At 47.0% G+C, this 22,524-nt stretch carries 18 protein-coding genes; 15 read left to right on the forward strand and 3 right to left on the reverse strand.

Features of this window, described 5'->3' with window-relative positions; translation table 11 throughout:
• Positions 1–124 precede the first annotated feature (124 nt).
• Entirely contained in the window at positions 125–1,501 is a 1,377-nt protein-coding gene (locus CLV42_RS08960) for a hybrid sensor histidine kinase/response regulator (protein WP_106601569.1), read from the reverse strand.
• Positions 1,502–1,790: 289 nt separating this feature from the next.
• On the opposite strand from CLV42_RS08960, the gene CLV42_RS08965 reads away from it, so the two are divergent.
• The 9 genes from CLV42_RS08965 (at position 1,791) to CLV42_RS09005 (ending at position 11,613) form a co-directional block, all read left to right on the forward strand.
• The gene (locus CLV42_RS08965; protein WP_170117442.1) at positions 1,791–3,872 is read left to right on the forward strand and encodes a M48 family metallopeptidase; all 2,082 of its coding nucleotides are present in this window, start codon (positions 1,791–1,793) and stop codon (positions 3,870–3,872) included.
• A 123-nt stretch (positions 3,873–3,995) separates the two neighbouring features.
• Positions 3,996–5,873, forward strand: coding sequence for a DNA polymerase III subunit gamma/tau (locus CLV42_RS08970; RefSeq protein WP_106601571.1), 1,878 nt, complete (start codon positions 3,996–3,998; stop codon positions 5,871–5,873).
• An 85-nt stretch (positions 5,874–5,958) separates the two neighbouring features.
• Entirely contained in the window at positions 5,959–7,599 is a 1,641-nt protein-coding gene (locus CLV42_RS08975; RefSeq protein ID WP_106601572.1) for a pyruvate dehydrogenase complex dihydrolipoamide acetyltransferase, read from the forward strand.
• A 167-nt stretch (positions 7,600–7,766) separates the two neighbouring features.
• Positions 7,767–8,156 carry a VOC family protein gene (locus tag CLV42_RS08980; protein ID WP_106601573.1) on the forward strand — a complete coding sequence of 130 codons (390 nt, stop codon included), beginning with the start codon at positions 7,767–7,769 and terminating at the stop codon, positions 8,154–8,156.
• A gap of 118 nt (positions 8,157–8,274) precedes the next feature.
• Positions 8,275–8,781: a GbsR/MarR family transcriptional regulator gene (locus CLV42_RS08985; protein ID WP_106601574.1), complete on the forward strand. Its 507-nt coding sequence runs from the start codon at positions 8,275–8,277 to the stop codon at positions 8,779–8,781.
• 65 nt (positions 8,782–8,846) lie between these two features.
• Positions 8,847–9,791, forward strand: coding sequence for a TIGR01777 family oxidoreductase (locus CLV42_RS08990; RefSeq protein ID WP_106601575.1), 945 nt, complete (start codon positions 8,847–8,849; stop codon positions 9,789–9,791).
• Between the two features lie 85 nt (positions 9,792–9,876).
• On the forward strand, positions 9,877–10,245 hold the full coding sequence (locus CLV42_RS08995; protein WP_106601576.1) for a CoA-binding protein: 369 nt from the start codon (positions 9,877–9,879) through the stop codon (positions 10,243–10,245).
• 202 nt (positions 10,246–10,447) lie between these two features.
• Positions 10,448–10,921, forward strand: coding sequence for a ribonuclease H-like YkuK family protein (locus tag CLV42_RS09000; protein WP_106601577.1), 474 nt, complete (start codon positions 10,448–10,450; stop codon positions 10,919–10,921).
• Between the two features lie 281 nt (positions 10,922–11,202).
• On the forward strand, positions 11,203–11,613 hold the full coding sequence (locus CLV42_RS09005; RefSeq protein ID WP_106601578.1) for a hypothetical protein: 411 nt from the start codon (positions 11,203–11,205) through the stop codon (positions 11,611–11,613).
• A 14-nt stretch (positions 11,614–11,627) separates the two neighbouring features.
• Here CLV42_RS09005 and yihA read toward each other — a convergent pair whose 3' ends face one another.
• Positions 11,628–12,236, reverse strand: coding sequence for a ribosome biogenesis GTP-binding protein YihA/YsxC (yihA, locus tag CLV42_RS09010; RefSeq protein WP_106601579.1), 609 nt, complete (start codon positions 12,234–12,236; stop codon positions 11,628–11,630).
• Between the two features lie 80 nt (positions 12,237–12,316).
• Here yihA and ubiE point away from each other — a divergent pair, with 80 nt between their 5' ends.
• From ubiE to CLV42_RS09035, 5 genes are all read left to right on the forward strand, one after another.
• Positions 12,317–13,051: a bifunctional demethylmenaquinone methyltransferase/2-methoxy-6-polyprenyl-1,4-benzoquinol methylase UbiE gene (ubiE, locus tag CLV42_RS09015; protein WP_106601580.1), complete on the forward strand. Its 735-nt coding sequence runs from the start codon at positions 12,317–12,319 to the stop codon at positions 13,049–13,051.
• Positions 13,000–13,725: a type IX secretion/gliding motility protein PorT/SprT gene (porT, locus tag CLV42_RS09020; RefSeq protein ID WP_449384887.1), complete on the forward strand. Its 726-nt coding sequence runs from the start codon at positions 13,000–13,002 to the stop codon at positions 13,723–13,725. Before ubiE ends, porT begins: the two co-directional genes overlap by 52 nt.
• 57 nt (positions 13,726–13,782) lie before the next feature.
• Complete coding sequence (locus tag CLV42_RS09025; protein WP_106601581.1) at positions 13,783–15,126, forward strand: dihydroorotase; 1,344 nt, start codon at positions 13,783–13,785, stop codon at positions 15,124–15,126.
• A gap of 183 nt (positions 15,127–15,309) precedes the next feature.
• The gene (locus CLV42_RS09030; protein ID WP_106601582.1) at positions 15,310–16,641 is read left to right on the forward strand and encodes a MutS-related protein; all 1,332 of its coding nucleotides are present in this window, start codon (positions 15,310–15,312) and stop codon (positions 16,639–16,641) included.
• 85 nt (positions 16,642–16,726) lie between these two features.
• Positions 16,727–18,271: a YifB family Mg chelatase-like AAA ATPase gene (locus CLV42_RS09035; RefSeq protein WP_106601583.1), complete on the forward strand. Its 1,545-nt coding sequence runs from the start codon at positions 16,727–16,729 to the stop codon at positions 18,269–18,271.
• Positions 18,272–18,392: 121 nt separating this feature from the next.
• On the opposite strand, the gene CLV42_RS09040 is transcribed toward CLV42_RS09035, so the two are convergent.
• The gene (locus tag CLV42_RS09040; protein ID WP_106601584.1) at positions 18,393–20,522 is read right to left on the reverse strand and encodes an elongation factor G; all 2,130 of its coding nucleotides are present in this window, start codon (positions 20,520–20,522) and stop codon (positions 18,393–18,395) included.
• A 217-nt stretch (positions 20,523–20,739) separates the two neighbouring features.
• On the opposite strand from CLV42_RS09040, the gene CLV42_RS09045 reads away from it, so the two are divergent.
• Positions 20,740–22,515, forward strand: a complete 1,776-nt coding sequence (locus CLV42_RS09045) for an ABC transporter ATP-binding protein (protein ID WP_106601585.1) — start codon at positions 20,740–20,742, stop codon at positions 22,513–22,515.
• The last annotated feature ends 9 nt before the right edge of the window (positions 22,516–22,524 follow it).

Here is a 22,524-nt window from a genome sequence, read left to right on the forward strand (position 1 = left end):
AAACAATGGGACTCCTAACGGAGTCCTATTATGTTTTGTTAATGGCGTTATGTTTCCCGGGGTTGCACCCCGTGCTACAAGCAATGGGCGCCCTACGGAGTCCTATTGCGTTTTGTCGATTAGGCTAGTGGGGAATGTTAATAAGCGGCCGGAGATGCCGGATAATCACGTTATAAATATCCTTTTCCCGGAAGGGTTTCAACAGGTAATCATCAAACCCGGCATCGATGAATTCCTGGTTGGCGGGCATTGTCGTATCTGCTGTCAGCGCCAGTACAGGTATGTGCGCTTTGGTGGGTTCTTTATCTTCCCTGATCCTTTTCACTACCTCAACGCCGGTCATACGGGGCATCTGGAGGTCGAGCAATACCATATCGTAGTTATTACAGACAAATAATTCGTAGGCGGCAACCCCGTCGGACGCTTTGTCGAACCGGCATTGCCAGCGGGTCAGGATCCTGTCCATGAGGGCCAGGTTCATTTCCTGATCATCAGCCACCAGTATATACCGGTCTTTCATTAACTGGCCGGTAGTCTGGCTGAGCTCCTGCTGGGTGACAATGATGGTTTGCGGTGGCGGTAACGGTTGGTAGCTGAGGGAACAGGAGAAACAACTGCCTTTTCCAGGTGTGCTCTCTACTGTTAGCTGTCCATTGTGCAATTCTACCAGTGCGCGGACGAGCGCCAGCCCCAGTCCTGCGCCATGCAGGGTACCTGTAACAGGGGTTCCGTTGTACATATACTGATCAAATATATAGGGTAGTCTTTCCGGAGTGATACCACTGCCGGTATCCCTTACCTGGATACTCACCTGTATATTTCCTGATGCCTGTTTTTCTACCTGCATATGGCAGTGTACGCTACCGGCATCGGTATATTTAATGGCATTTTCCACGAGGCAGGCAAGTATCCGTGTCAGACGGTCACCATCTCCGGTCACTTCCAGTTGTTGGTCTCCTTCATACGTAATTTCAAACTGGAGACGTTTATTGTATGCGCGGGAGGACAATTGCCGTGTAACAGTATCAAATATTTTATAAGGCGAAAATGGATAAGTATCAAGGTGCAGTTCCCCTTTCTGCAACCAACCCAGTTCCTGGATATTCTGTTGTATCTGCATTAACATGCCGGCTGCATTTTCAACGGCGCCCAGCAGTTCACGCTGATTACAATCCAGTGCTGTATAAGACAACTGTTCGCTAAATCCGATGATGGCATTCAAAGGTGTACGCACTTCCTGGCTGATGTTACTGATCATGTTCAGGCGTGCATCCTTCACATCTTTCCCGGTACGATTTATGTATGTTATTTGTTTCCGGAGACACCAGATGTAATACAGGAGAACAATCACTAATGCGAATAACAGCACAGGCAACAAAAATGATGGATCGATGACAGTAATAACTGCCGGAACAGTGATGTCGTTTACTGAAGGGGCATTTACAATCACGAACAGGGAGAATGTATATGGGATTATTCCAAAAGCAAGCGATAGGTACATCGTATGCAATTAAAAGATGAAAAAAGTTGGCGTTAAACTAACAATCAATTAAGAGTTTCTGACTCTTCTAAACCCGGTCTTTTAACAGGCAACATTGATGTACCGAATTTAATTAAAAGCTGTGAGATGGAAAATTATTTCCCTTTCGTGTTATGTGCCAGCTTAGAAATAAGGAGTATATTTATCGTGAGCTGATATGCTCCGCCAAAACCTGTTAATACTATGTCCAACAACCAATGCGGAGGCTCCCCCGGGACTACTGTGAACTATAAGTTTTATGATGTCAGGCATGTACTTTAGACGAGAGGTGCTACGAATGACAGGTGGTGTGCTGTTGTTTTATGTCACCTATATCATTTTATTATTATGCTCTTTACTGCTGATGGCAGCCTTTACCTGGAGCGGAAGTACACTTATTGCATATGCTTCTTATCAGGGTGTATCCGGTATATTCATGTCGGTTGCTGGCGCCTTGCTCTTATTACTGGGCATTTTGCAGGCAGTATTCATAATCCTGTTCCTTTTTAGCAGGCACAAAACTACTGTTCCTTACCGCACTATCATTACGGAGAAAGAACAACCTGTATTGTTTGATTTCATACACAAACTTGTAAAGCAGACCAAAGCCCCCTTTCCGAAAAAAGTTTATCTGGTACCGGATGTCAATGCTGTCGTATTCCACTCTCCCGGAGTTACAGGGCTTTTTGGTGATGCGGACAAAAATCTGGTGATAGGACTCGGCATGGTGAACAGTCTTAATATCAGCGAGTTTAAAATGGTGCTGGCACACGAGTTCGGGCATTTTTCCCAGCGCAGTATGAAGCTGGTTCTGCACGTATATACGATCAACAGGATCATTTACAATATTCTCTATGAGAACAGAGGCTGGCGCAACGGTATTATCTGGCTTTCCAACAAAGGCCTGCTTGCAGCATTGTTATCACGGTTGTTTGTGTTGCTGGCAGCGGGTTTACATTTCCTTTTCCGGAACATGCATGAACTGATCAATCGTCAGTATATGCGTTTAAGCCGTGAAATGGAATTTAATGCCGATGAAGTAGCGCTTTCCATCTGCGGAACAGATACCGCCATTTCAGCCATGCGCCGGGCAGAAATGAGCAATGCCTGTTTTCAGCAGCTGCTACAGCGGACGACCACGTGGGCGCGGCAACATCGGTTTATCCGGAATATTTACGAAGCACACCGCATGCTCATAAAATATCATGCGAAGCGGCATAGTACACCTCTCGATCACCAGCAGCTGCCACAGTATAATGACGACCATTTCGGCACTACCATGAAAAGCCAGGTACAGTTTCGTGATCAGTGGGCGTCTCATCCTACACAGGAGGAACGTGAGCAACGTTACCTGGCGGCCAACATTCCCGGTGTAACGATTGCGCAAAGCGCATGGACACTGTTTCATGATGCAGAGCGATTACAGGAGCAGATGTCGCGGCAGGTGTACCAGGTGTTGACACCGGAAGAAACGCCCGGGCACTGGTCTGCTGCGGAAGATCTTATCAGCGAGATCGAAGCTTTTCATGAGCAGTATGCGTTTCCAACGCCGTATAACAATTACTACGACGACAGGCCTTTCTCGCCTATTCCTCCAGGCAGGCTGGAACCTTTTTCTGAGGAAGAACAAATTTTGTACACTCTTTCCACACTGTATACAAAAGAGCATCGGCAACGGATCCGTCGTTATTTCCGGGATATGCAGGATGCGGCAACCTTACAGGCAATCATCAGCAGAGAGATCCAGGTAACACAGTTTACTTACGAGGATGTGCAATACCACAGTCATGAGGCGTTGAAGATACTGGACAAATTACAGCAGCAGATCGCCAGGGACAGCGAATGGCTGGAGGAACACGACCGGCTTGCCCTTCGTTATCATTATACCTTTGCATTGCGACAGGCGCTGGAAGCTGCCTCTAATTTACAGGAACAGTACAAATGTGTTCTATCACACCAGGCCAGGGCTTCTGCCCTCAATGAAATAGCCGGTATGATCATGGAAAGCATTCCGGTATTTTATAACGGGAACAATACCACTCCGGCAAAAACAGATTCCTGGCTCCGGATACTGCGGCAGGAGGCAACACAATTGCTACAGTTATTGCAGGACCTCTTGCTTCAGCATCATATCAGCGATCAATGGGAACCGGACCTGCAGCAGAAGGTGACGCATTTTATTCAACAACAGTATCCTTATCTGCTGGCACACCCGCCATTACCAGAAGAACTGGAAGCAATGCACGACATCAGCGCAGCGGTATCTGACCATTACAATAACAGTATCCTGCTGATGAAAAAAGACTTCCTTTATCGTTGCCTTGACTTCAGCGAGCTGTCTGTTGCCCATTGACGGCGTTACTTTTCTTAATATGTAAGTAGTTACCCTACCGGCAGGTACTATGAACTATGGAGCAGCGGCTAGGGACTATGGACAATTTTCTGTACTTTCGGCCCTCGCGAATGCGTTGTATATATGGAGAATTTTATCGTTTCAGCCCGTAAATACCGTCCACAGAATTTTTCAACCGTAGTCGGACAATCACATATTACGACCACCCTTAAAAATGCGATCCGTAACAATCAGCTGGCACACGCCTTCCTGTTCTGCGGTCCGAGAGGTGTGGGTAAAACAACCTGTGCCCGTATACTGGCCAAAACAATCAACTGTGAGAACCTGCAGCCTGATGGGGAAGCATGTAATCAATGTCATTCCTGTACTTCTTTCAACGAAGGAAGTTCCTTCAACATCCATGAGCTGGATGCTGCCTCCAACAACTCGGTAGATGATATCCGGACGTTGGTAGAGCAGGTACGTTTCGCACCTCAGGCAGGAAAATATAAGATCTACATCATAGATGAGGTGCACATGCTCAGTTCTTCCGCATTCAATGCGTTCCTGAAAACGCTGGAAGAACCCCCTTCTTATGCCATCTTCATCCTGGCTACTACGGAAAAGCACAAGATCCTCCCGACTATCCTCAGCCGGTGTCAGATCTTCGACTTCAAGCGTATCACGATCCAGGATACGGTAGACCATTTGCAGGAGATCTGTCAGAAGGAGCATATCCAGGCAGAATCTGATGCGCTGCACCTGGTAGCACAGAAGACGGATGGTTGTATGCGTGACTCACTCAGTACCCTGGATAAGATTGTCAGCTTTACGGGCGGGTATCTGACTTACCAGAACACGCTGGAGCACCTGAACATCCTGGATTACGATTATTTCTTTAAAGTAATGGAGGCTGTGCTGCAACAGGATGTTGCCACTGCCCTGCTGATATTTGACGAGGTCTTACAGAAAGGTTTTGAGGGCGATAACTTCCTGAACGGCTGGGCGGAATTTCTCCGTAACCTGCTGATGAGCAAGGAAGAGAAGGTGTTGCACCTGGTGGAAGTATCTGGTAATCTCAAGGACAGGTACAAGCAGATGTCCGGCAAGGTAAGCCCGTCTTACCTGATCACGGCGCTGCACCTGTTGAATGAGACGGAGATCAACTACAGGATGGCCCGTAATAAAAGGTTGCATGTGGAGATGGCGCTGATCAAGCTTTGTTTCCTGCAGCAGGCCGTTACCTTAGTCAGCGATGACCAAACCGGAGAGGTAGTAAAAAAAAAACTGGTAGCTGATGGCGCCGTACCGCAGAAACTGCGGTCTTCCTTTATACAGGCAGCTCCTGCCCCAAAAGCGATGGCAGGGCAGCCGGCTACTACCGGTTCTATTGCCACCAATGAAGCAAGACTGACCATTGAGACACCGCCACCGGCAGTCAACCAGCAACAGGCACCTGCCCAACCTGTACAAAGGCAGGCGCCTCCGGTGCAGCCTACCACAGCACCTGTAACGTCGGCGACGGCTACCGCCAACCGGCCTGGCCAGCAAACAACTGCCCCTCAGCCGAAACTGACCGGTCTTGCCGCCATGAAGGAGGCGCTCGCAGCCAGACAGCAGGTACAGACCGTACAGGAAGTCATTCCTATCACGCTGGGCGCACTTTCTGTATACTGGGATGAATTCATCGATACTTTCAGGCAGGCTAACAAAATGACAGTTGTGAGCAATCTGCAACTGGCTACTATTAACCTGACCGGACCTGAAGAAATTAACATTGTGAGCAGGAATATTGTGCAATTCCGCTTCATGGAAGAAGAAAAACTGGCTATTTCGGCTTTCTTTAAGGAAAAGTTCCGTAACCCGGCCATCGTGCTGACCCTGGGGCTGGATGAGACGCAGCAGACGGTGGATATTGGCCCTGCGCCACTTTCCAGCCGGGAACAGTTCCAGAAGATGACTGAAAAATATCCGCTGATAAAGGAACTGAAAGATAAGTTGAATATGGAACTGGATTTTTAAAGGGGTTTACAGAAATATCTTCTGTAATCTAACTTTCACAATTCGCATTTCTTTTGTAGGTTTGGGCAAAATTTGGAATAATACTATGGCAGAAGTTATCAGAATGCCCCTTTTGAGTGACACAATGACTGAAGGGGTGATCGCGGAATGGCATAAAAAGGTAGGAGATACCGTAAAAGCAGACGACGTAATTGCTGAGGTGGAAACAGATAAAGCCACCATGGAAGTGATGGGCTATGTGGAAGGTACTCTATTATATATTGGTGTCGAGAAAGGTAAGGCTGCTAAAGTAAATGAGATTATAGCTATTGTAGGAAAACCAGGTGAAGATTATAAATCTTTACTCGGTGGAGGTAATAATAATGGCCAGGCGGCACCTGAAGCTAAGCCTGCAGCGCAGGAAGCACCAGCGCCAGCAGCTGCTCCGGCAGCCAGCAGTGCTGACAGTGCAGCTGCAGCAGAGGCACTGAAAAATGCAACCGTTATCCGTATGCCGCTGTTGAGCGATACCATGACGGAAGGCAAGATCGTAGCCTGGAACAAAAAAGTAGGCGATACCGTGAAAAGTGACGATGTACTGGCTGAGGTAGAAACTGATAAAGCTACCATGGAAGTGATCGGATACGCTGACGGTGAGCTGTTATATGTAGGTGTAAAAGAAGGTGATGCAGCTAAAGTAAACGGCATCATCGCGATAGTAGGTAAAAAAGGTACCAATGTAGATGCGATCCTCGCAGCAGAAGGTACAGGTGGTGCAAAACCAGCCGCACAGGCAGCGCCGACAGCTACTCCGGCTGCATCTGCAGCTCCGGCAGCTACGCCTGAAGCTTCAGAAAGTAAAGATGGTCGTGTGAAAGCATCTCCGCTGGCTAAGAAAATAGCTGAAGAAAAAGGTATCGATATCAACAAAGTGACTGGCTCCGGCGACGGTGGCAGGATCGTGAAGAAAGATATTGACAGTTATGTTCCATCCGCAGCACCAGCTGCCGCCAAACCAGGCGCTGCTCCAGCTGCTAAAGCTCCGGCATTCGCTCCGGCAGGTCAGGAAGGATATACTGATGTTCAGTTAAGCCAGATGCGTAAAGTGATCGCTAAGCGTCTGAGCGAGAGCAAATTCTCTGCACCTCACTTCTACCTGAAAGTAGATATCAATATGGACAAAGCCATTGAAGCGCGTAAAGCTATCAATGAAGTGTCTCCTGTTAAGATCTCCTTCAACGACATGGTGATCAAGGCTGCTGCCCTGGCACTGCGTCAACATCCTGATGTGAACAGCAGCTGGATGGGAGACTTCATCCGCCAGAACCATCACATCCACATCGGTTCCGCTGTGGCTATCGAAGATGGTCTGATCGTTCCGGTGATCCGCTTTGCTGATCAGAAATCCCTGAGCCAGATAGCTGGTGATGCGAAAGAACTGTATGACAAAGCGAAGAACAAGAAACTGCAGCCGCAGGATTTTTCTGGTAATACCTTCACTATCTCCAACCTGGGTATGATGGGTATCGATGAATTCACTGCTATCATCAATCCGCCGGATTCCGCAATCCTGGCTGTTGGCGGTATCAAAGAGACTGTTGTTTCCGAAAAAGGACAGTTCAAAGTGGTGAACATCATGAAGCTGACCCTCAGCTGCGACCACCGTAGTGTGGATGGCGCTGTAGGAGCACGTTTCCTGGCTACGCTGAAGAGCTACCTGGAAAATCCGGTAACTATGCTGGTATAATTGTTATATCAACAACTAACTATAAAACAGGCGTCCCGTTGCACGGGGCGCCTTGTTTTTTTAACCCCTTCCCTATTCTCTTAACACGCTGTTATTCAGTATGAGAATTTGGGATTTGCCATTTTTATGATTAAATTTAAGTTGCCCCCCAACAACTAAATGATCAAATGGAGATTCCTAAGAATGCGCTAAGCTGGTTCGAAATCCCTGTACACGACTTTGACAGGGCCAGGAAGTTTTACAGCACGATATTTAACTATGAAATGCCTGAAGAGCAGCTGGGCCACAACAGGAAAGCTTTTTTTGCGTTCGACAAACACAATGATGGCATTGGCGGAGCCATTGTTCAGGGCTCTGAATATTTCCCCAGTCAACGTGGCGCCCTTGTTTATCTGCATGCCGGGGATGACCTCACAGAAGTGCTTGAGCGCGTGGAAGCGGCAGGCGGGAAGATAGAGCTGGATAAACGCCCGGTGTCTGAGTTGCAGGACCTGGGATATTTTGCGATTATTTTTGATCCGGATGGTAATAGAGTTGCCCTACATTCCAAAGGATAAAAAGACTGTATACCAACAAACAAGACTATTTCTTATCTTATTCTTCTGTCTATTCTTTCACTTTCTTTTGAAAGTTCAATAACTTAGCATTACATTTGGATAACGAAAAGAGGATTACATGAAATTGGCAGAAGCAAAAGCACAGTTTATACAAACCTGGGGATCTCTGGGAGCGCAATGGGGTATTAACCGCACCATGGCTCAGATCCATGCGCTGCTGATGATCATGCCTGATCCACTCAGTGCTGACGATATCATGTCGGAACTGAATATTTCCCGCGGTAATACCAATATGAACGTACGGGAACTGATCAACTGGGGGTTGGTAGAGCGTGTACTGATTCCTGGGGAGCGGAAGGAATACTTTACTGCCGAAAAGGATATCTGGAGGGTAGCTACTGAGATTGCGAGGGAGCGGAAACGTCGTGAGCTGGATCCTATTCTCAAGACATTGAATCAACTGCAGGATGTGGAAGGAGATACGAAAGACAAACACGTAAAAGCCTTCAAAGACTCCATCCAGGGAATCAATAAGTTTGCCCATCAGACAGACAGGGTGATCAACTCTTTTGTGAAGTCGGAGGAAAGCTGGTTCTATGGAACGCTCATGAAATTATTCAAGTAATATTTTTTTGTTCATATGTTTCACTTTTTATTGAAAGTTCAGAAACAGTATTAATCCCTCTTACTATGAAAAATAAAAAAATAGTCATTGCAGCAGGAACAGGATTTATCGGAACCGGCATGATAGCGCATTTCGGTAGTGATAATGACATTGTTGTTCTCAGCCGTCATCCTGGTGCCGGGCATGGCCGGGTAAGGTATGTTAGGTGGGATGGTAAGACACTGGATACCTGGTCAAAGGAACTGGAAAATGCAAACCTCCTGGTCAATCTGGCTGGAAAGAGTGTGAATTGCCGTTATACAGCCGAAAACAAACAGGAGATATTTGATAGCAGGACGAACGCCACAGCGGTGCTGGGAGCCGCTATACGGACCTTGCAGCACCCACCGGTGCTATGGATCAATGCTGCTTCCGCCACTATTTACCGGCATGCAGAAGACCGGCCCATGGATGAATATACAGGAGAGATGGAAAACGATTTTTCCGTGCAGGTATGTAAGCGCTGGGAAGCAGCATTTAACGAGGAAGAGACACCACACACACGCAAAGTGATCCTCCGTATAGCCGTTACCCTTGGCTACCAGGGGGGCGTTATGGAGCCCTATCTCAACCTGACGAAATTCGGATTGGGAGGCTATCAGGGAAATGGCAGGCAAAAATTCAGCTGGGTACATATCACCGATGTATGCCGGATGATGGCGTGGGTGTTTGAACATCCTGAACTGGATGGTGTATTTAACTGCAGCGCCCCTCATCCTGTCAGTAACCGACAGTTTATGAGGACATTACGGAAGGCGGCAGGACACGTCTTTGGCCTACCGGCTTTCCCCTGGATGTTACGTATCGGGGCGCGACTTATTGGCACAGAGGCTGAGTTGCTGTTGAAAAGTCGCTGGGTACTGCCTACCCGCGCATTACAGGCCGGATTTGTTTTTGAGTATCCTCAGCTTCAGTTTGCTATGGAGAATATTATAGGCCAACTGCCAAGGCGTCGGTATCATCTCATATAGATCATTATGGTTTAATGTTTGCTCTTACATAGTGCGTACCTGCCGGGGTTTATATCCTGGCGGGTACTTTTAAAAAGGATTGTTTATGAACGACAAGAAACTTACGGTTGTATTAGGCGCTTCTCCCAACCCGACAAGATATAGTTACCTGGCAGTGTCCAGACTGGCCGCACATGGGCATCCTGTACTTGCTATCGGTAATCGGGAAGCACAGATAGGCGATACCCCTGTGACGAAAGAACATCCGGTAGCAGCAGATGTGGACACCGTTACCCTGTATATGAACCCAATGCTACAGCGGGAGTATTACGATTATATCCTGCAACTGCATCCAAAACGCATCATCTTTAATCCAGGTACGGAGAATGAGGAACTGGCTGCATTAGCCGACAGCAAAGGCATTGAAACAATGGAGGCCTGTACACTGGTGTTGCTGAGTACCGGCCAGTATTAAGCGCAATAGCCGGTATCCCCCTCTGAAATGCTATCCCCTACGGAATAACATGCCCTTAATTCTTGCTTTCTCTCATCTGATTGCTGATTAATTTTTGTATATTACTTATAATATTCCCCTACCAGCACGGATTTATCACGACAGAACGGCATTTATGTAATCTTAACGACCACGCCTATTCACTCTAATCATATATATTATCATGAAATGGAGAAGATTCAACGGCGAACCGATTCATTTGCCCATTAAAGAAGAAGTGCGCCAGGCAATTGTCCGGGAAACCGGAAAGGGCTTTCACTTAAAAGTGTGTATTGGCACGGACTCACAGGTAAAAGGAGCAGAAACAGAATTTGCTACGGTGATTGTTTTCCTGCGTGAAGGACATGGAGGATTCATGTTCATCCACAATGACAAAACACGCGACTCTTATTCCATCAAAGAGCGTATGCTCATTGAGGTAGCGAAGAGTATTGAGATTGCCTATGAACTGTGTGACCTGTTCACTGCGTACGATGTGGACATGGAAGTACATGCAGACATTAACACGAACCCCCAGTTTAAGAGTAACCTGGCCCTGCGTGAGGCGATGGGTTATATACTGGGAATGGGATTTGCCTTCAAAGCAAAACCAGACGCCTTTGCCAGCAGCTGCTGTGCGGATAAGGTAGTGAACTAAGCCTGCAGGCTGCTATTACTTTCCCCGCTGTCAGGATGCGCTCTTCCGCATCCAGGGGCTTTCATCCCCCTCAACGAAATCTTTCCCGAAATATTGTAATGTTAACTCTTTGTAAAGATAAACGCCTGAAACGTAGATCAGGAGCGACTATGCCCGTATTTCCCTTCTCATCGCGGATATTCTGTTCCGGACGGGGCCCTTTTAATTTGAAAAAAATTCCTTAATTTATACTTGTTATACTGATATACTGTTATACTGATTTTACTGAATAGCTGTCCAACATGCGTGCCTACATAACTGTCATACTACTGTTAGCAATAGTATCTGCCAACTCATCTTGCAAAAAAGAGTCTATTTCGGACACTTCTTCTCAAAAGCTGCAGGGCAGCTGGAGATTGCTGTATTCCAAGCCTGCCGGGGACAAAGCCCTGGTCAAATATGACAGCACGTCTTCAGAGATCCTGAAATTCGATGGTAACAATATGCTCACCTACAACCGCGGCTCGCTGATTTCCAGGGAGACCTTCCTGATGGCACTGAAAAGCGATCGTCAGCCCTACCTGGTAGCAGACAGCGATCCATGGAATCCACGGATATTCAGCTGCAACATCAGCGGAAATGATACCTTATCCCTGTTATCGGTGCATTCCAACGTTCATATTGGCCGTGTGTATGTAAGAGTGAAGCCTTAGCAACTATTGCCGGGCTAACCAATGGCCTTGAATTCCGTATTCATTTCGTCTATCGTTGACAGGATCGCGTCTCTGCCTGTCTTTTTCACTGTACTGGTTACAAAATGGGCCGGGAGGAATTCCCATGTTTCCCTGAGCTTATTCAGGAATGCCTTTATATTCCGGCTGGTCTCGGCCTGGGTGTTCTTATCTGCTTTTGTGAATACCAGGGAGAAAGGGATCTGCCACTCTCCCAGCTGGCTAATAAAGTCGATATCCAGTTTCTGGGGGGTATGACGGCTGTCGATCAGCACAAAGACACTCACCAGGTTCTGTCTTTTACGGAGATAATTCTCTATCATCTGCTCCCAGGAACGGCGTTGCGACTGGCTTACCTTGGCGAAACCATATCCAGGTAAATCCACCAGGTACCAGGCCTGGTTGATCAGGAAGTGGTTGATCAGCTGCGTTTTACCGGGTGTTCCGGACGTTTTTGCCAGCTTTTCATTGTTTGCCAACATATTGATCAGGGAAGACTTTCCCACGTTGGAACGGCCTATAAAGGCATATTCCGGAAGGTTCGGTGTAGGACATTTCTGCCAGTCAACATTACTGATGAGGTATTCTGCGCTCTTGATGATCATATTTTTACTCTTCGGGCACAAAGTTCATGAAAATTTAGTTATTGCCGGCATTTCTCTATTTTCTACTAACTTTGCGGGCTATGTCAGATAAGAAGATTGTACCGTTTGCCACATCAGAACTCAGCAAGAAGGAACAGATAGCGACCATGTTCAATGACATTGCTCACCGCTATGATTTCCTCAACCATTTCATGTCGTTGGGTATTGATATCCAATGGCGTAAGAAAGCATTGAGACAATTAAAGGCCTTACAGCCGAAGAAAATGCTGGATGTGGCCACCGGTACGGGCGATTTTGCCATTATGGCGAATAAGATGCTGCAACCCAATACGATAACCGGTATTGACATATCTGAGGGCATGCTTGCTCACGGGCGTGAAAAGATCAATAAACTGGGATTATCCGACAAAATAACCCTTCAGCTGGGCGACAGTGAAACAATAAGTTTTCCAGACATGACGTTTGATGCTATAACAGTGGCATACGGCGTACGTAACTTCGAGCATCTGGAAAAAGGACTGTCAGAAATGTTACGTGTATTAAAGCCGGGAGGTAAGCTGGTGATATTGGAATTTTCCAATCCAACGGTTTTTCCTATTAAGCAATTATATAATTTGTATTTTCGTTATATTACACCGTTGATCGGGAAATGGATAGCCAGGAGTGAAGCTGCATACACCTATCTGCCAGCGTCAGTGAAAGCGTTCCCGCAAGGTCAGGAGATGTGTAATATTTTAATTAATACCGGTTTCCAAGCAGTAACATGCAAAAAGCTCACATTCGGCATCAGCTCTATTTATTGCGCATCCCGCTAGTACTTCTGGTAATCCTATGGAATACAGGTCGCGTGAAAGCGCAGTCTGTGATGAACATGGAAGAACACGATGCCAAGCCCTATTACTTTGGTATCACACTTGCAGGCAACAATTCCAATTTCAAGCTATTACATGATGAGATCTTCCTCAAGCAGGATTCTATTATGGTGGCTGAACCGCTAAGGACCTTCGGCTTCAACCTGGGTTTGCTGGGGAATGTACGTCTCAGTGAGAACTTTGATATCCGTTTCAATCCGCAGTTATTATTTGCCTCCAAGAATCTCTACTATAAAGAGAACTATCCTACGCGGGAAACGACCAAGAACATTGAGTCTATCCTGCTCAGCTTCCCTTTGCAGCTGAAATTCAAATCGGACCGTATTGGTAACATGCGCGTGTATACGATCGGTGGTCTGAAGTATGACTATGACCTTGCTTCCAATGCGAGGGCCCGTCGTGCGGAAGACCTGGTGAAGATCAGGAAAAGCGATTACGGGTATGAGTTCGGCGCCGGATTTGAGTTCTATTTCCCAAGTTTTATCTTCTCTCCCGAGTTCAAGATCAGCAATGGTATTGGTAACGTACATGTGAAAGATGAGAACCTGCGTTATTCCAATGTGATCGACAAACTGAATTCCAGGATGATCGTTTTTTCCATCCACCTGGAAGGTTGATTGCTGACGGCGTATAGTTAGTCGGTGGACAAATTGTCTATTTACTATCTTTGCGCCATGAATTACATCATCCGCAATATATCAGTGGTCAACGAAGGCACCACTACTGTTCAGGACGTATATATACAAGATGGCCGCATCGCGAAGATGGCGCCACAATTGAATGTAAGCGGTCAATACACCGAAATTAACGGCGAAGGCAAACACCTACTGCCCGGTGTTATTGACGACCAGGTGCATTTCCGCGAACCTGGCCTTACCCACAAAGCCACCATCTATACAGAAGCCCGCGCAGCCGTTGCCGGAGGTACCACCAGCTTCATGGAAATGCCGAATACACAGCCGGCAGCACTTACACAGGAATTACTGGAAGATAAATATCAAATTGCCGCACAGCATTCACTGGCGAATTACTCCTTTTTTATGGGAGTGGCCAATGACAATGTGGAAGAGGTGCTGAGAACAAATGCAAAAAAAGATCAGATCTGTGGTGTAAAGATCTTCATGGGATCTTCTACCGGCAATATGCTGGTGGACAATTACATCACACTGGAACAGATCTTCTCTGGCAGTGAACTGCTGATTGCCACACATTGTGAGGATGAAAAGATCATTAAGGCCAACCTGGAAAAATACAAACAGGAAGTAGGTGCGGAAAACCTCACGGTAGAGTATCATCCGATCATCCGCAATGAAGAAGCCTGTTTCGAGTCATCTCTGACCGCTATCCAGTTTGCTAAAAAATTCAATTCAAGACTACACATCCTGCATATCTCCACTGAAAGGGAATTACAGCTGTTCAGCAATATGCTGCCATTGGAAGAAAAACGCATTACGGCTGAAGTATGTGTACATCATCTGCATTTTTCTGCCGAAGACTACGGATCCAGGGGCAACCTGATCAAGTGTAATCCGGCTATCAAGGCAGTGCATAACAAACATGCGCTTTGGAAAGGCTTGCTGGATGACAGGCTCGATATCATTGCTACAGACCATGCGCCGCATACCTGGGAGGAAAAACATCAGCCTTATTTACAGGCGCCTTCCGGCGTTCCATTGGTGCAGCATAGCCTGCTGCTGATGCTGGAGCACGTATCGCTGGGCAATATTACCCTGGAAAAAGTGGTGGAAAAGATGTGTCATGCGCCGGCAGTATGTTTCCAGATCAAAGACAGGGGCTATCTGCGGGAAGGTTACTTTGCTGATTGTGTGATCGTTGATCTGCAACAGGCCACTACAGTAGATAAACAGAATATCTATTACAAGTGCGGCTGGTCTCCTTTTGAGGAACACACCTTCCCGGCTGCTGTTACTCACACGTTTGTGAGCGGGCACCTGGCTTATGAGAACGGCCAATTCAATGAATCAGCAAGAGGACAACGCCTGTTATTTAACCGTTGATCCTGTTCAACAGATAAAGGAGAATGCTCTTATCACTCATTTGATAAGAGCATTTTCTTTTGTACAATTGCCATCCTCTGCATTTATGGAAATGGCGGCGCATTGCATCTATACATATTATTGGAAACAGCGCAAGTCACGATACCAATTTTTTTCTATTATATTCACTAAAAATACCTGTGCATGGAACTGGACAAAACAACCTACTATGATCTCTCCATCTTTAACCGTGAAGAAGAATATTCGCTGTTTCATAAACTGGATTTTACCACTACCACAGGTGGCAAGGAATACTTAAGGTACCTGTACAGCAATCCTTTAAAAGATATTGCATCCATAGAAGAGCGTCAGCGGGTGCTGCAATTCATCCTGCAGCAGGAAGATAGCTGGCCGGCAGATATTATCAGTAACGGTACTATCGTCGTGATGGAAAACTACCTGGAAGCACAAATAGAACCTATCAGCAACCCGGATGGGGTACCTCTGCTGGTAAGTGCGCTTTTGACAAAAACTATCTTTTCACCGGACTATAGTTTTATCAAATTCTCTTTTACCCAGCTACTCAATTTACTGAAGGGATTCCGTCAGCTGGAAAAGAACTTCAATACCGATCAGGCGCCTAAAATACTCAAGCAAATGCTGGACAGGGCGCATCATTTGTTGTATCAGAAAGAGTTCAATGATATTATAGTGGCGAGTGATGCAGGTCCTGTGTCTTTTGTACAGATCCTCAGATATGATCATTATATCCGTAAAAGACAGCGGAAGAGTATTTCCGAATTGCTGGATATCTACCGCCGTCTAGACGCCTATTATGCTATGGCAAAGGCGGTACGGCATTTCAAGCTGCAGTTCCCAGTTTTTGAAGATACGCCTCATCCTTTTGTGGAGCTGGATAACCTGTATCATCTCATCCTGCCAAAGCCGGTGGCATATGATATTACTATGAAACCGCAGTCGCACTTCCTGTTCCTGACAGGGGCGAATATGGCAGGGAAAACCACCTTCATCAAGGCAGTGGGCGTAGCGGTATTCCTGGCGCATATTGGTATGGGTGTGCCGGCGGGAAGTATGAAGCTGAGCTTCTTTAATGGTATCTTCAGTAATATCCAGGTGCAGGATAACATCTTTAAAGGAGAAAGTTATTTCTACAATGAAGTACAGCGTATCAAGAATACGATCATCAAAATAAATGATAACAAAAAGTGGTTGGTGCTGATAGATGAAATGTTTAAAGGCACTAATGTGGAAGATGCGAAGAACTGTTCACTGGCGGTGGTGAATGGATTGCTGAAGAGTACCAACTGTCTGTTCATCCTATCCACACACTTGTATGAGATTGCAGAAGAGCTACAGAATGCACAGAATATCCGTTTCAAGTATTTTGAATCGCAGGTAATAGAAGATAATCTTTACTTCACTTATCAGCTGAAAGATGGTGTGGCAAAGGAAAAGATAGGTTATCTCATCCTGAAGCGAGAAAAGGTGCTGGACTTACTGAATGAGATAAAGTAAAATGAATGGAATGAATAAATATTGAATGATCGGCTTTCTATAAATTCGACATTGATATTTATTCATTCTTCTTTTAACCTTATCTATGATTGTGAAGACCTACGGCAGTGCCGTACAAGGCGTAGAAGCCATTTCCATTGTTATTGAAGTAAACGTTGCTCCCAAAGGCACCCAGTTTTACATTGTCGGCTTACCAGACAGCGCTGTCAAAGAGAGTGAACGGCGTATAGAGTCTGCCATTATTAACATCGGTTTCCGGTTTCCCCGTTTCAGGACAGTCGTGAACATGGCTCCGGCCAATATCAGGAAGGCCGGTTCTGCCTACGATCTGCCTATTGCATTAGGCTTGATGGCCGCTTCAGAACAGATCAATGCAGACCTGTTATCACAGTTCACTATTATGGGAGAATTATCGCTGGATGGCACTGTACAACCCATCCGGGGAGCGCTGCCTATAGCCATACAGGCCAGGAAAGAAGGCTTCAAAGGCCTGATCGTACCCTCACAGAATGCGCGTGAAGCAGCGATGGTGAATAACCTGGAGGTCTATGGTGTTACACATCTGCGGGAAGTGATCGAGTTCCTGCAGGCGCCTGATACGCTGCAGCCAGTATTTGTAGACACAAGAGCAGAATTCGCCAATGGTCTGCAACATTTTGATATCGACTTTAATGATGTGAAAGGCCAGTACACGATCAAACGTGCATTGGAAGTAGCCGCAGCCGGCGGACATAATGCGCTGCTGATCGGTCCTCCGGGTGCAGGTAAAACCATGCTGGCCCGCAGGCTTTGCACTATTCTGCCGCCGCTTAGTTTACAGGAAGCGCTGGAAACGACCAAGATCCATTCTGTGGCGGGTAAACTGCCGGCAGATGCTTCGCTGATTACGCAAAGACCTTTCCGTTCTCCGCATCATACGATCAGTCATACTGCCTTGATCGGTGGAGGTAGTATTCCACAACCGGGAGAAATATCACTGGCGCACAATGGTGTACTGTTCCTGGATGAACTGCCGGAGTTCAGCAGGCAGGCGCTTGAGGTCATGCGGCAACCTATTGAGGAAAGAAAGGTGTCTATTTCCCGGGCGAGACTGTCTGTGGAATTCCCTGCCAGTTTCATGCTGGTCACCAGTATGAATCCCTGCCCCTGTGGGTTCTTTAATCATCCGGAAAAGGCATGCACCTGTGCGCCCGGTTCAGTACAACGGTATCTGAACAGGGTATCCGGTCCTTTAATGGACAGGATAGATCTTCATATAGAGGTGACACCCGTGCCCGTACAGGCGCTGCTGGACTATTCTGATGGGGAATCCAGCGCAGTTATACGGGAACGGGTATTAATGGCAAGAGAGATACAAAGTGCCCGATTCAGGGCTTACAGGGGCATTTACTGCAATGCACAGATGACCACCAGCCTGCTACGGAAGGTATGCCAGCTGAATAAAGATGGGGAAAACCTTTTAAAGAACGCCATGCAGAAGCTGAAGCTTTCCGCACGGGCCTATGACAGGATCCTCAAGGTAAGCCGCACAGCAGCTGATCTGGAAGCCAGCGAACAGATAAAGATCGAGCACCTGGCAGAAGCCATTCATTGCAGAAGTCTGGACAGAGAAGATTGGTGGGATAAATAGTCTTTTATGCCACCAGGCTGCTGCTGGTCTTCAAACCTGTAAACACATAAAAGTCATGTGCCCGGCAGCAATCATCCGTTGCAGCAACCGGACAGAGAAAACTGGTGGAATAAATAGTCTGCTATGCCACCAGTTCTGCACTTTTATAGTCCTCAGACAGTTTCTTCTGTAAGTCAGTTGGTACCGGGGCATACTCTGCAAACGCGGATTTGATCTTAGCCTTACCCTGCGTAACATTCCGCAGTGCTGCATACAATTTGTCCAGCTCTGCCTGTGGGGTACGGGCTTTGATGACCTGGTAGTTGTTCTGCGTATCCATACCTGTGATGATGCTTCTGCGGCTTTGCAGTTCGCTCATCACATCTCCCGCCATCACATCGGGGGCGGAGATCTCGATATCATATACGGGCTCCAGCAACTGTGGGGCTGCCTGGTGAAAGGCATCCCTGAAGGCCATCATACCGGCTATCTTGAAAGAGATATCATTACTGTCCACAGGATGCATTTTACCATCATAGACGCTTACCCGGATGTCCCGCACATAGGAGCCGGTAAGCGGTCCTTCCTGCATTTTCTCCATCACGCCTTTGAGGATGGAGGGCAGGAAGCGGGCATCAATGGCGCCTCCTACGATGCAGTTATTGAACACCAGCTTTCCACCCCAGTTAAGGTCAATCTCATCTGTGTCACGCACCGGATGCTCCTTATAAGGCGGCATACCTTCATAGTAAGGTTCAATAGTGAGGTATACTTCCCCAAACTGGCCGGCGCCACCAGATTGTTTCTTATGACGGTAGGTAGCTGTAGCATGTTTCCGGATGGTTTCCCGATAAGGGATCTTCGCCGCATAGTATTCCACATGCATTTTATAGATATTTTCCAGCCTCCATTTTGTCAGGGCCAGGTGCAGGTCTCCCTGTCCGTGCAGGATCACCTGTTTTAACTCGCGGTTGTATTCTATTTCCAGGGTAGGATCTTCCATGTGCAGTTCCGCCAGTACTTCACTCAGCTTCTCATCATCGGCTTTACTGGTGGCCTCGATGGCTACTCTGACCTTAGGAGTCGGGAACTCAATAGGTTTCACCTGCTTGCCAGACTGCTTATCGCCGAGGGTATGATTGGTGAGTGTATTTTTCAGTTTCAGGGTACAGCCAATATCGCCGGTACGTAACACATCGGTGGTGTTCCTGTTGCGACCGTCGGTAATGAACAACTGGTTCAGCCGTTCCATGGTATTACCCTTTTCATTGTATAATTCGACGCCCGCCTTTATTTCGCCTGCCAGTACCTTAAAAAACGAAAGGCGCCCTATATGGGGCTCCTGGAGGGTTTTAAACACGAATAAGACTGGTGATGCTGCCGGATCACAAGGAATAACGCTGCCATCTTCTGCCTGTTCCGGGGGCATCTCTATGGCAGCGGGGGCCACATTATCAATAAAGCCCATTAAACGACCGCTGCCTATGTTATGGATGGCTGAAAGACAGAAGACAGGGAATACCTGGTGTTTCAACATCCCTATCTTCAGCCCCTGTCTCATTTCATCTTCGTCGAGGTTCCCTTTCTCAAAATACTGTTCCATCAGGGTATCATCATTTTCGGCGGCCTTTTCCACCAGCTCATTATGGAGCCGCTCCGCCTGTTCCTTTTCGCTGTCAGGAATGGGGAGCTTCTCCGGCTTACCCCCGTTCTCCGGAAAACGGTACATGGTCATTTTGAGCAGGTCTATCACACTGTTAAACCCGGTACCCTGATTTACAGGATATTGCATAATGGTCACGGCGGAACCGAAAACCCGGCGTGCGTCATCTACTGTACGGGTAAAGTTGGCCTGTTCTGCATCTAACTGGTTGACTGCCAGAATAGTTGGCTTCTGGTATTTGTCTACATAATCCCATATCTGTTCTGTACCTACTTCTACCCCATACTGTGCATTCAGGAGTAGGAGCGCTGTATCGCAGACGCGGATAGAGGAAATGATTTCGCCGATAAAGTCTTCCAGTCCGGGGGTGTCGATGATATTGATCTTATAATCACGCCATTCGGTATGCAGGCATGTGGCATAGACGGAGCTTCCCCTTTCATGTTCTACGTCGTGATAGTCGGAAACGGTGTTTCCTTCTTCAACGGTACCGCGTCGGGGAATGATACCAGCTTCGAACAGCATGGTTTCACAAAGGGTTGTTTTTCCGCTCTTTGCGGCACCCAATAGTACAATGTTCCTGATGTGTTTTTCGTCATAGGTCTTCATAAACTGTAGAATTAATAATGCTCAGCCGGAGGGGCTGACTGTAAACAATAAGAAAAGACGCAGAGGTGGAATGCCGTTTTGGTGATTTTAGCTGGTGCTCAATAAGCTGTGACCGATTCTGAGTATTAAGTTACTCTATTTTTTTCTACCGGAGCAGGTCAAACATGTTGCAACATCAATATTAATTACCTTTGTCGTCTAGACCGTTATTAGTATCATGAAATTGTTCTTATATTATCTGAAAAGTTACAAATGGTTGATAGGACTGGCATTGTTATTAGCTGCTATTAACCAGGTATTCTCCCTGCTGGATCCCTATATATTCGGCAGGATCGTCGACCTTTTTGCGAATCATCCGCACACGACAGCGAAAGGACTTCCGCGTCCGCAATCAGATTACGTACAAGGTGTTATTTTCTGGCTGCTGGCCTCTATAGGGGTCGCCATGGTGTCGCGTATTGCGAAAGCATTCCAGGATTATTTTGTAAATGTGATCATCCAGAAATTCGGGGCCCGGATCTATACTGACGGTCTCCGCCATTCATTAAGGCTTCCTTATCAGCAATTTGAGGATCAGAGAAGCGGGGAAACACTGGCGGTGCTGCAGAAAGTGAGGACCGATAGTGAGAAATTCATCACTTCCTTCGTGAATGTACTGTTCGTGGCACTTATCGGGGTCATATTTGTGATGGTCTATGCTTTCAGTGTACACTGGAGCCTGGTGTTCGTGTATTTTGGCGGCAGCCTGATCCTCGGCTGGCTGATCAATGTACTGAGCAGGAAGATCAAGACCATCCAGAAGACCATCGTCAAGGAAACGACCATGCTGGCGGGTGCGACTACAGAATCCCTCCGCAACATCGAGCTGGTAAAAAGCCTTGGGTTGACCCATCAGGAGATCGGCAGGTTGAACTCGACCACCATCCGCATCCTGATGCTGGAGCTGAAGAAAGTACGCAGCGTGCGTAGTATCAGCTTTATACAGGGTACTTTCGTGAACTTCCTGCGTCAGACTATCCTGTTCCTGCTCCTCTTTATGATATACAGGGACACTGTGAGTGTTGGACAGATGTTTACGCTTCAGCTGTATTCCTTCTTCATTTTCGGGCCTTTGCAGGAGTTAGGCAATATCATCCTGGCTTACCGTGAGGCGCAGGTATCACTGCTGAACTTCGAGCGGATCATGAACACGCCGATAGAACCCACCCCGGTTGACCCGATCCGGATCAACCGTATTGACAAGCTGACGTTCAAAAATGTCGGTTTCAAACACCAGACGGCTACTTCTAAAGCGCTGGATGGCATCAACTTCAACGTCAATGTAGGTGAAACGGTGGCTTTTGTGGGCCCTTCCGGTTCCGGTAAGACCACCCTGGTAAAACTGCTGGTAGGTCTTTATTCACCGCAGGAAGGTTCTATTGATTACAACGGGGTAGACAGCCGTAAGATAGATATCGAGGAGCTGAGATACCAGATTGGTTTCGTCACACAGGATACCCAGCTGTTCTCCGGATCTATCAAAGAGAACCTGTTATTCGTGAATCCGCAGGCTACAGACGAGGAGATCCTGCAGGTAATGAAGCAGGCCAGCTGTAATACCTTACTGGAAAGAGCTGATAACGGCCTTAACTCTGTGATCGGGGAAGGTGGTATGAAGATATCCGGTGGGGAAAAACAGCGTTTATCAATTGCCCGTGCCTTATTGCGTCGTCCACGCCTGCTGGTATTTGACGAGGCGACATCGGCGCTGGATTCCCTTACGGAAGAATCTATTTCCAATACGGTACGTGATATTACTTCTACAAGGGAGCATATCACTGTTATGATCGCACACCGTTTATCTACGATCATGCATGCTGACAGGATCTATGTACTGGAAAAAGGCCGTATTATAGAAACCGGTACGCATGACAGATTGCTTGAAGAAAAAGGATTGTACTATGCTATGTGGAGGCAACAGATTGGAGAAAGGTTACAGATTGCGGAGAGATAGTTTATCTTT

Source organism: Chitinophaga ginsengisoli, assembly GCF_003014595.1.
GTDB classification, from domain to species: Bacteria; Bacteroidota; Bacteroidia; order Chitinophagales; family Chitinophagaceae; genus Chitinophaga; species Chitinophaga ginsengisoli.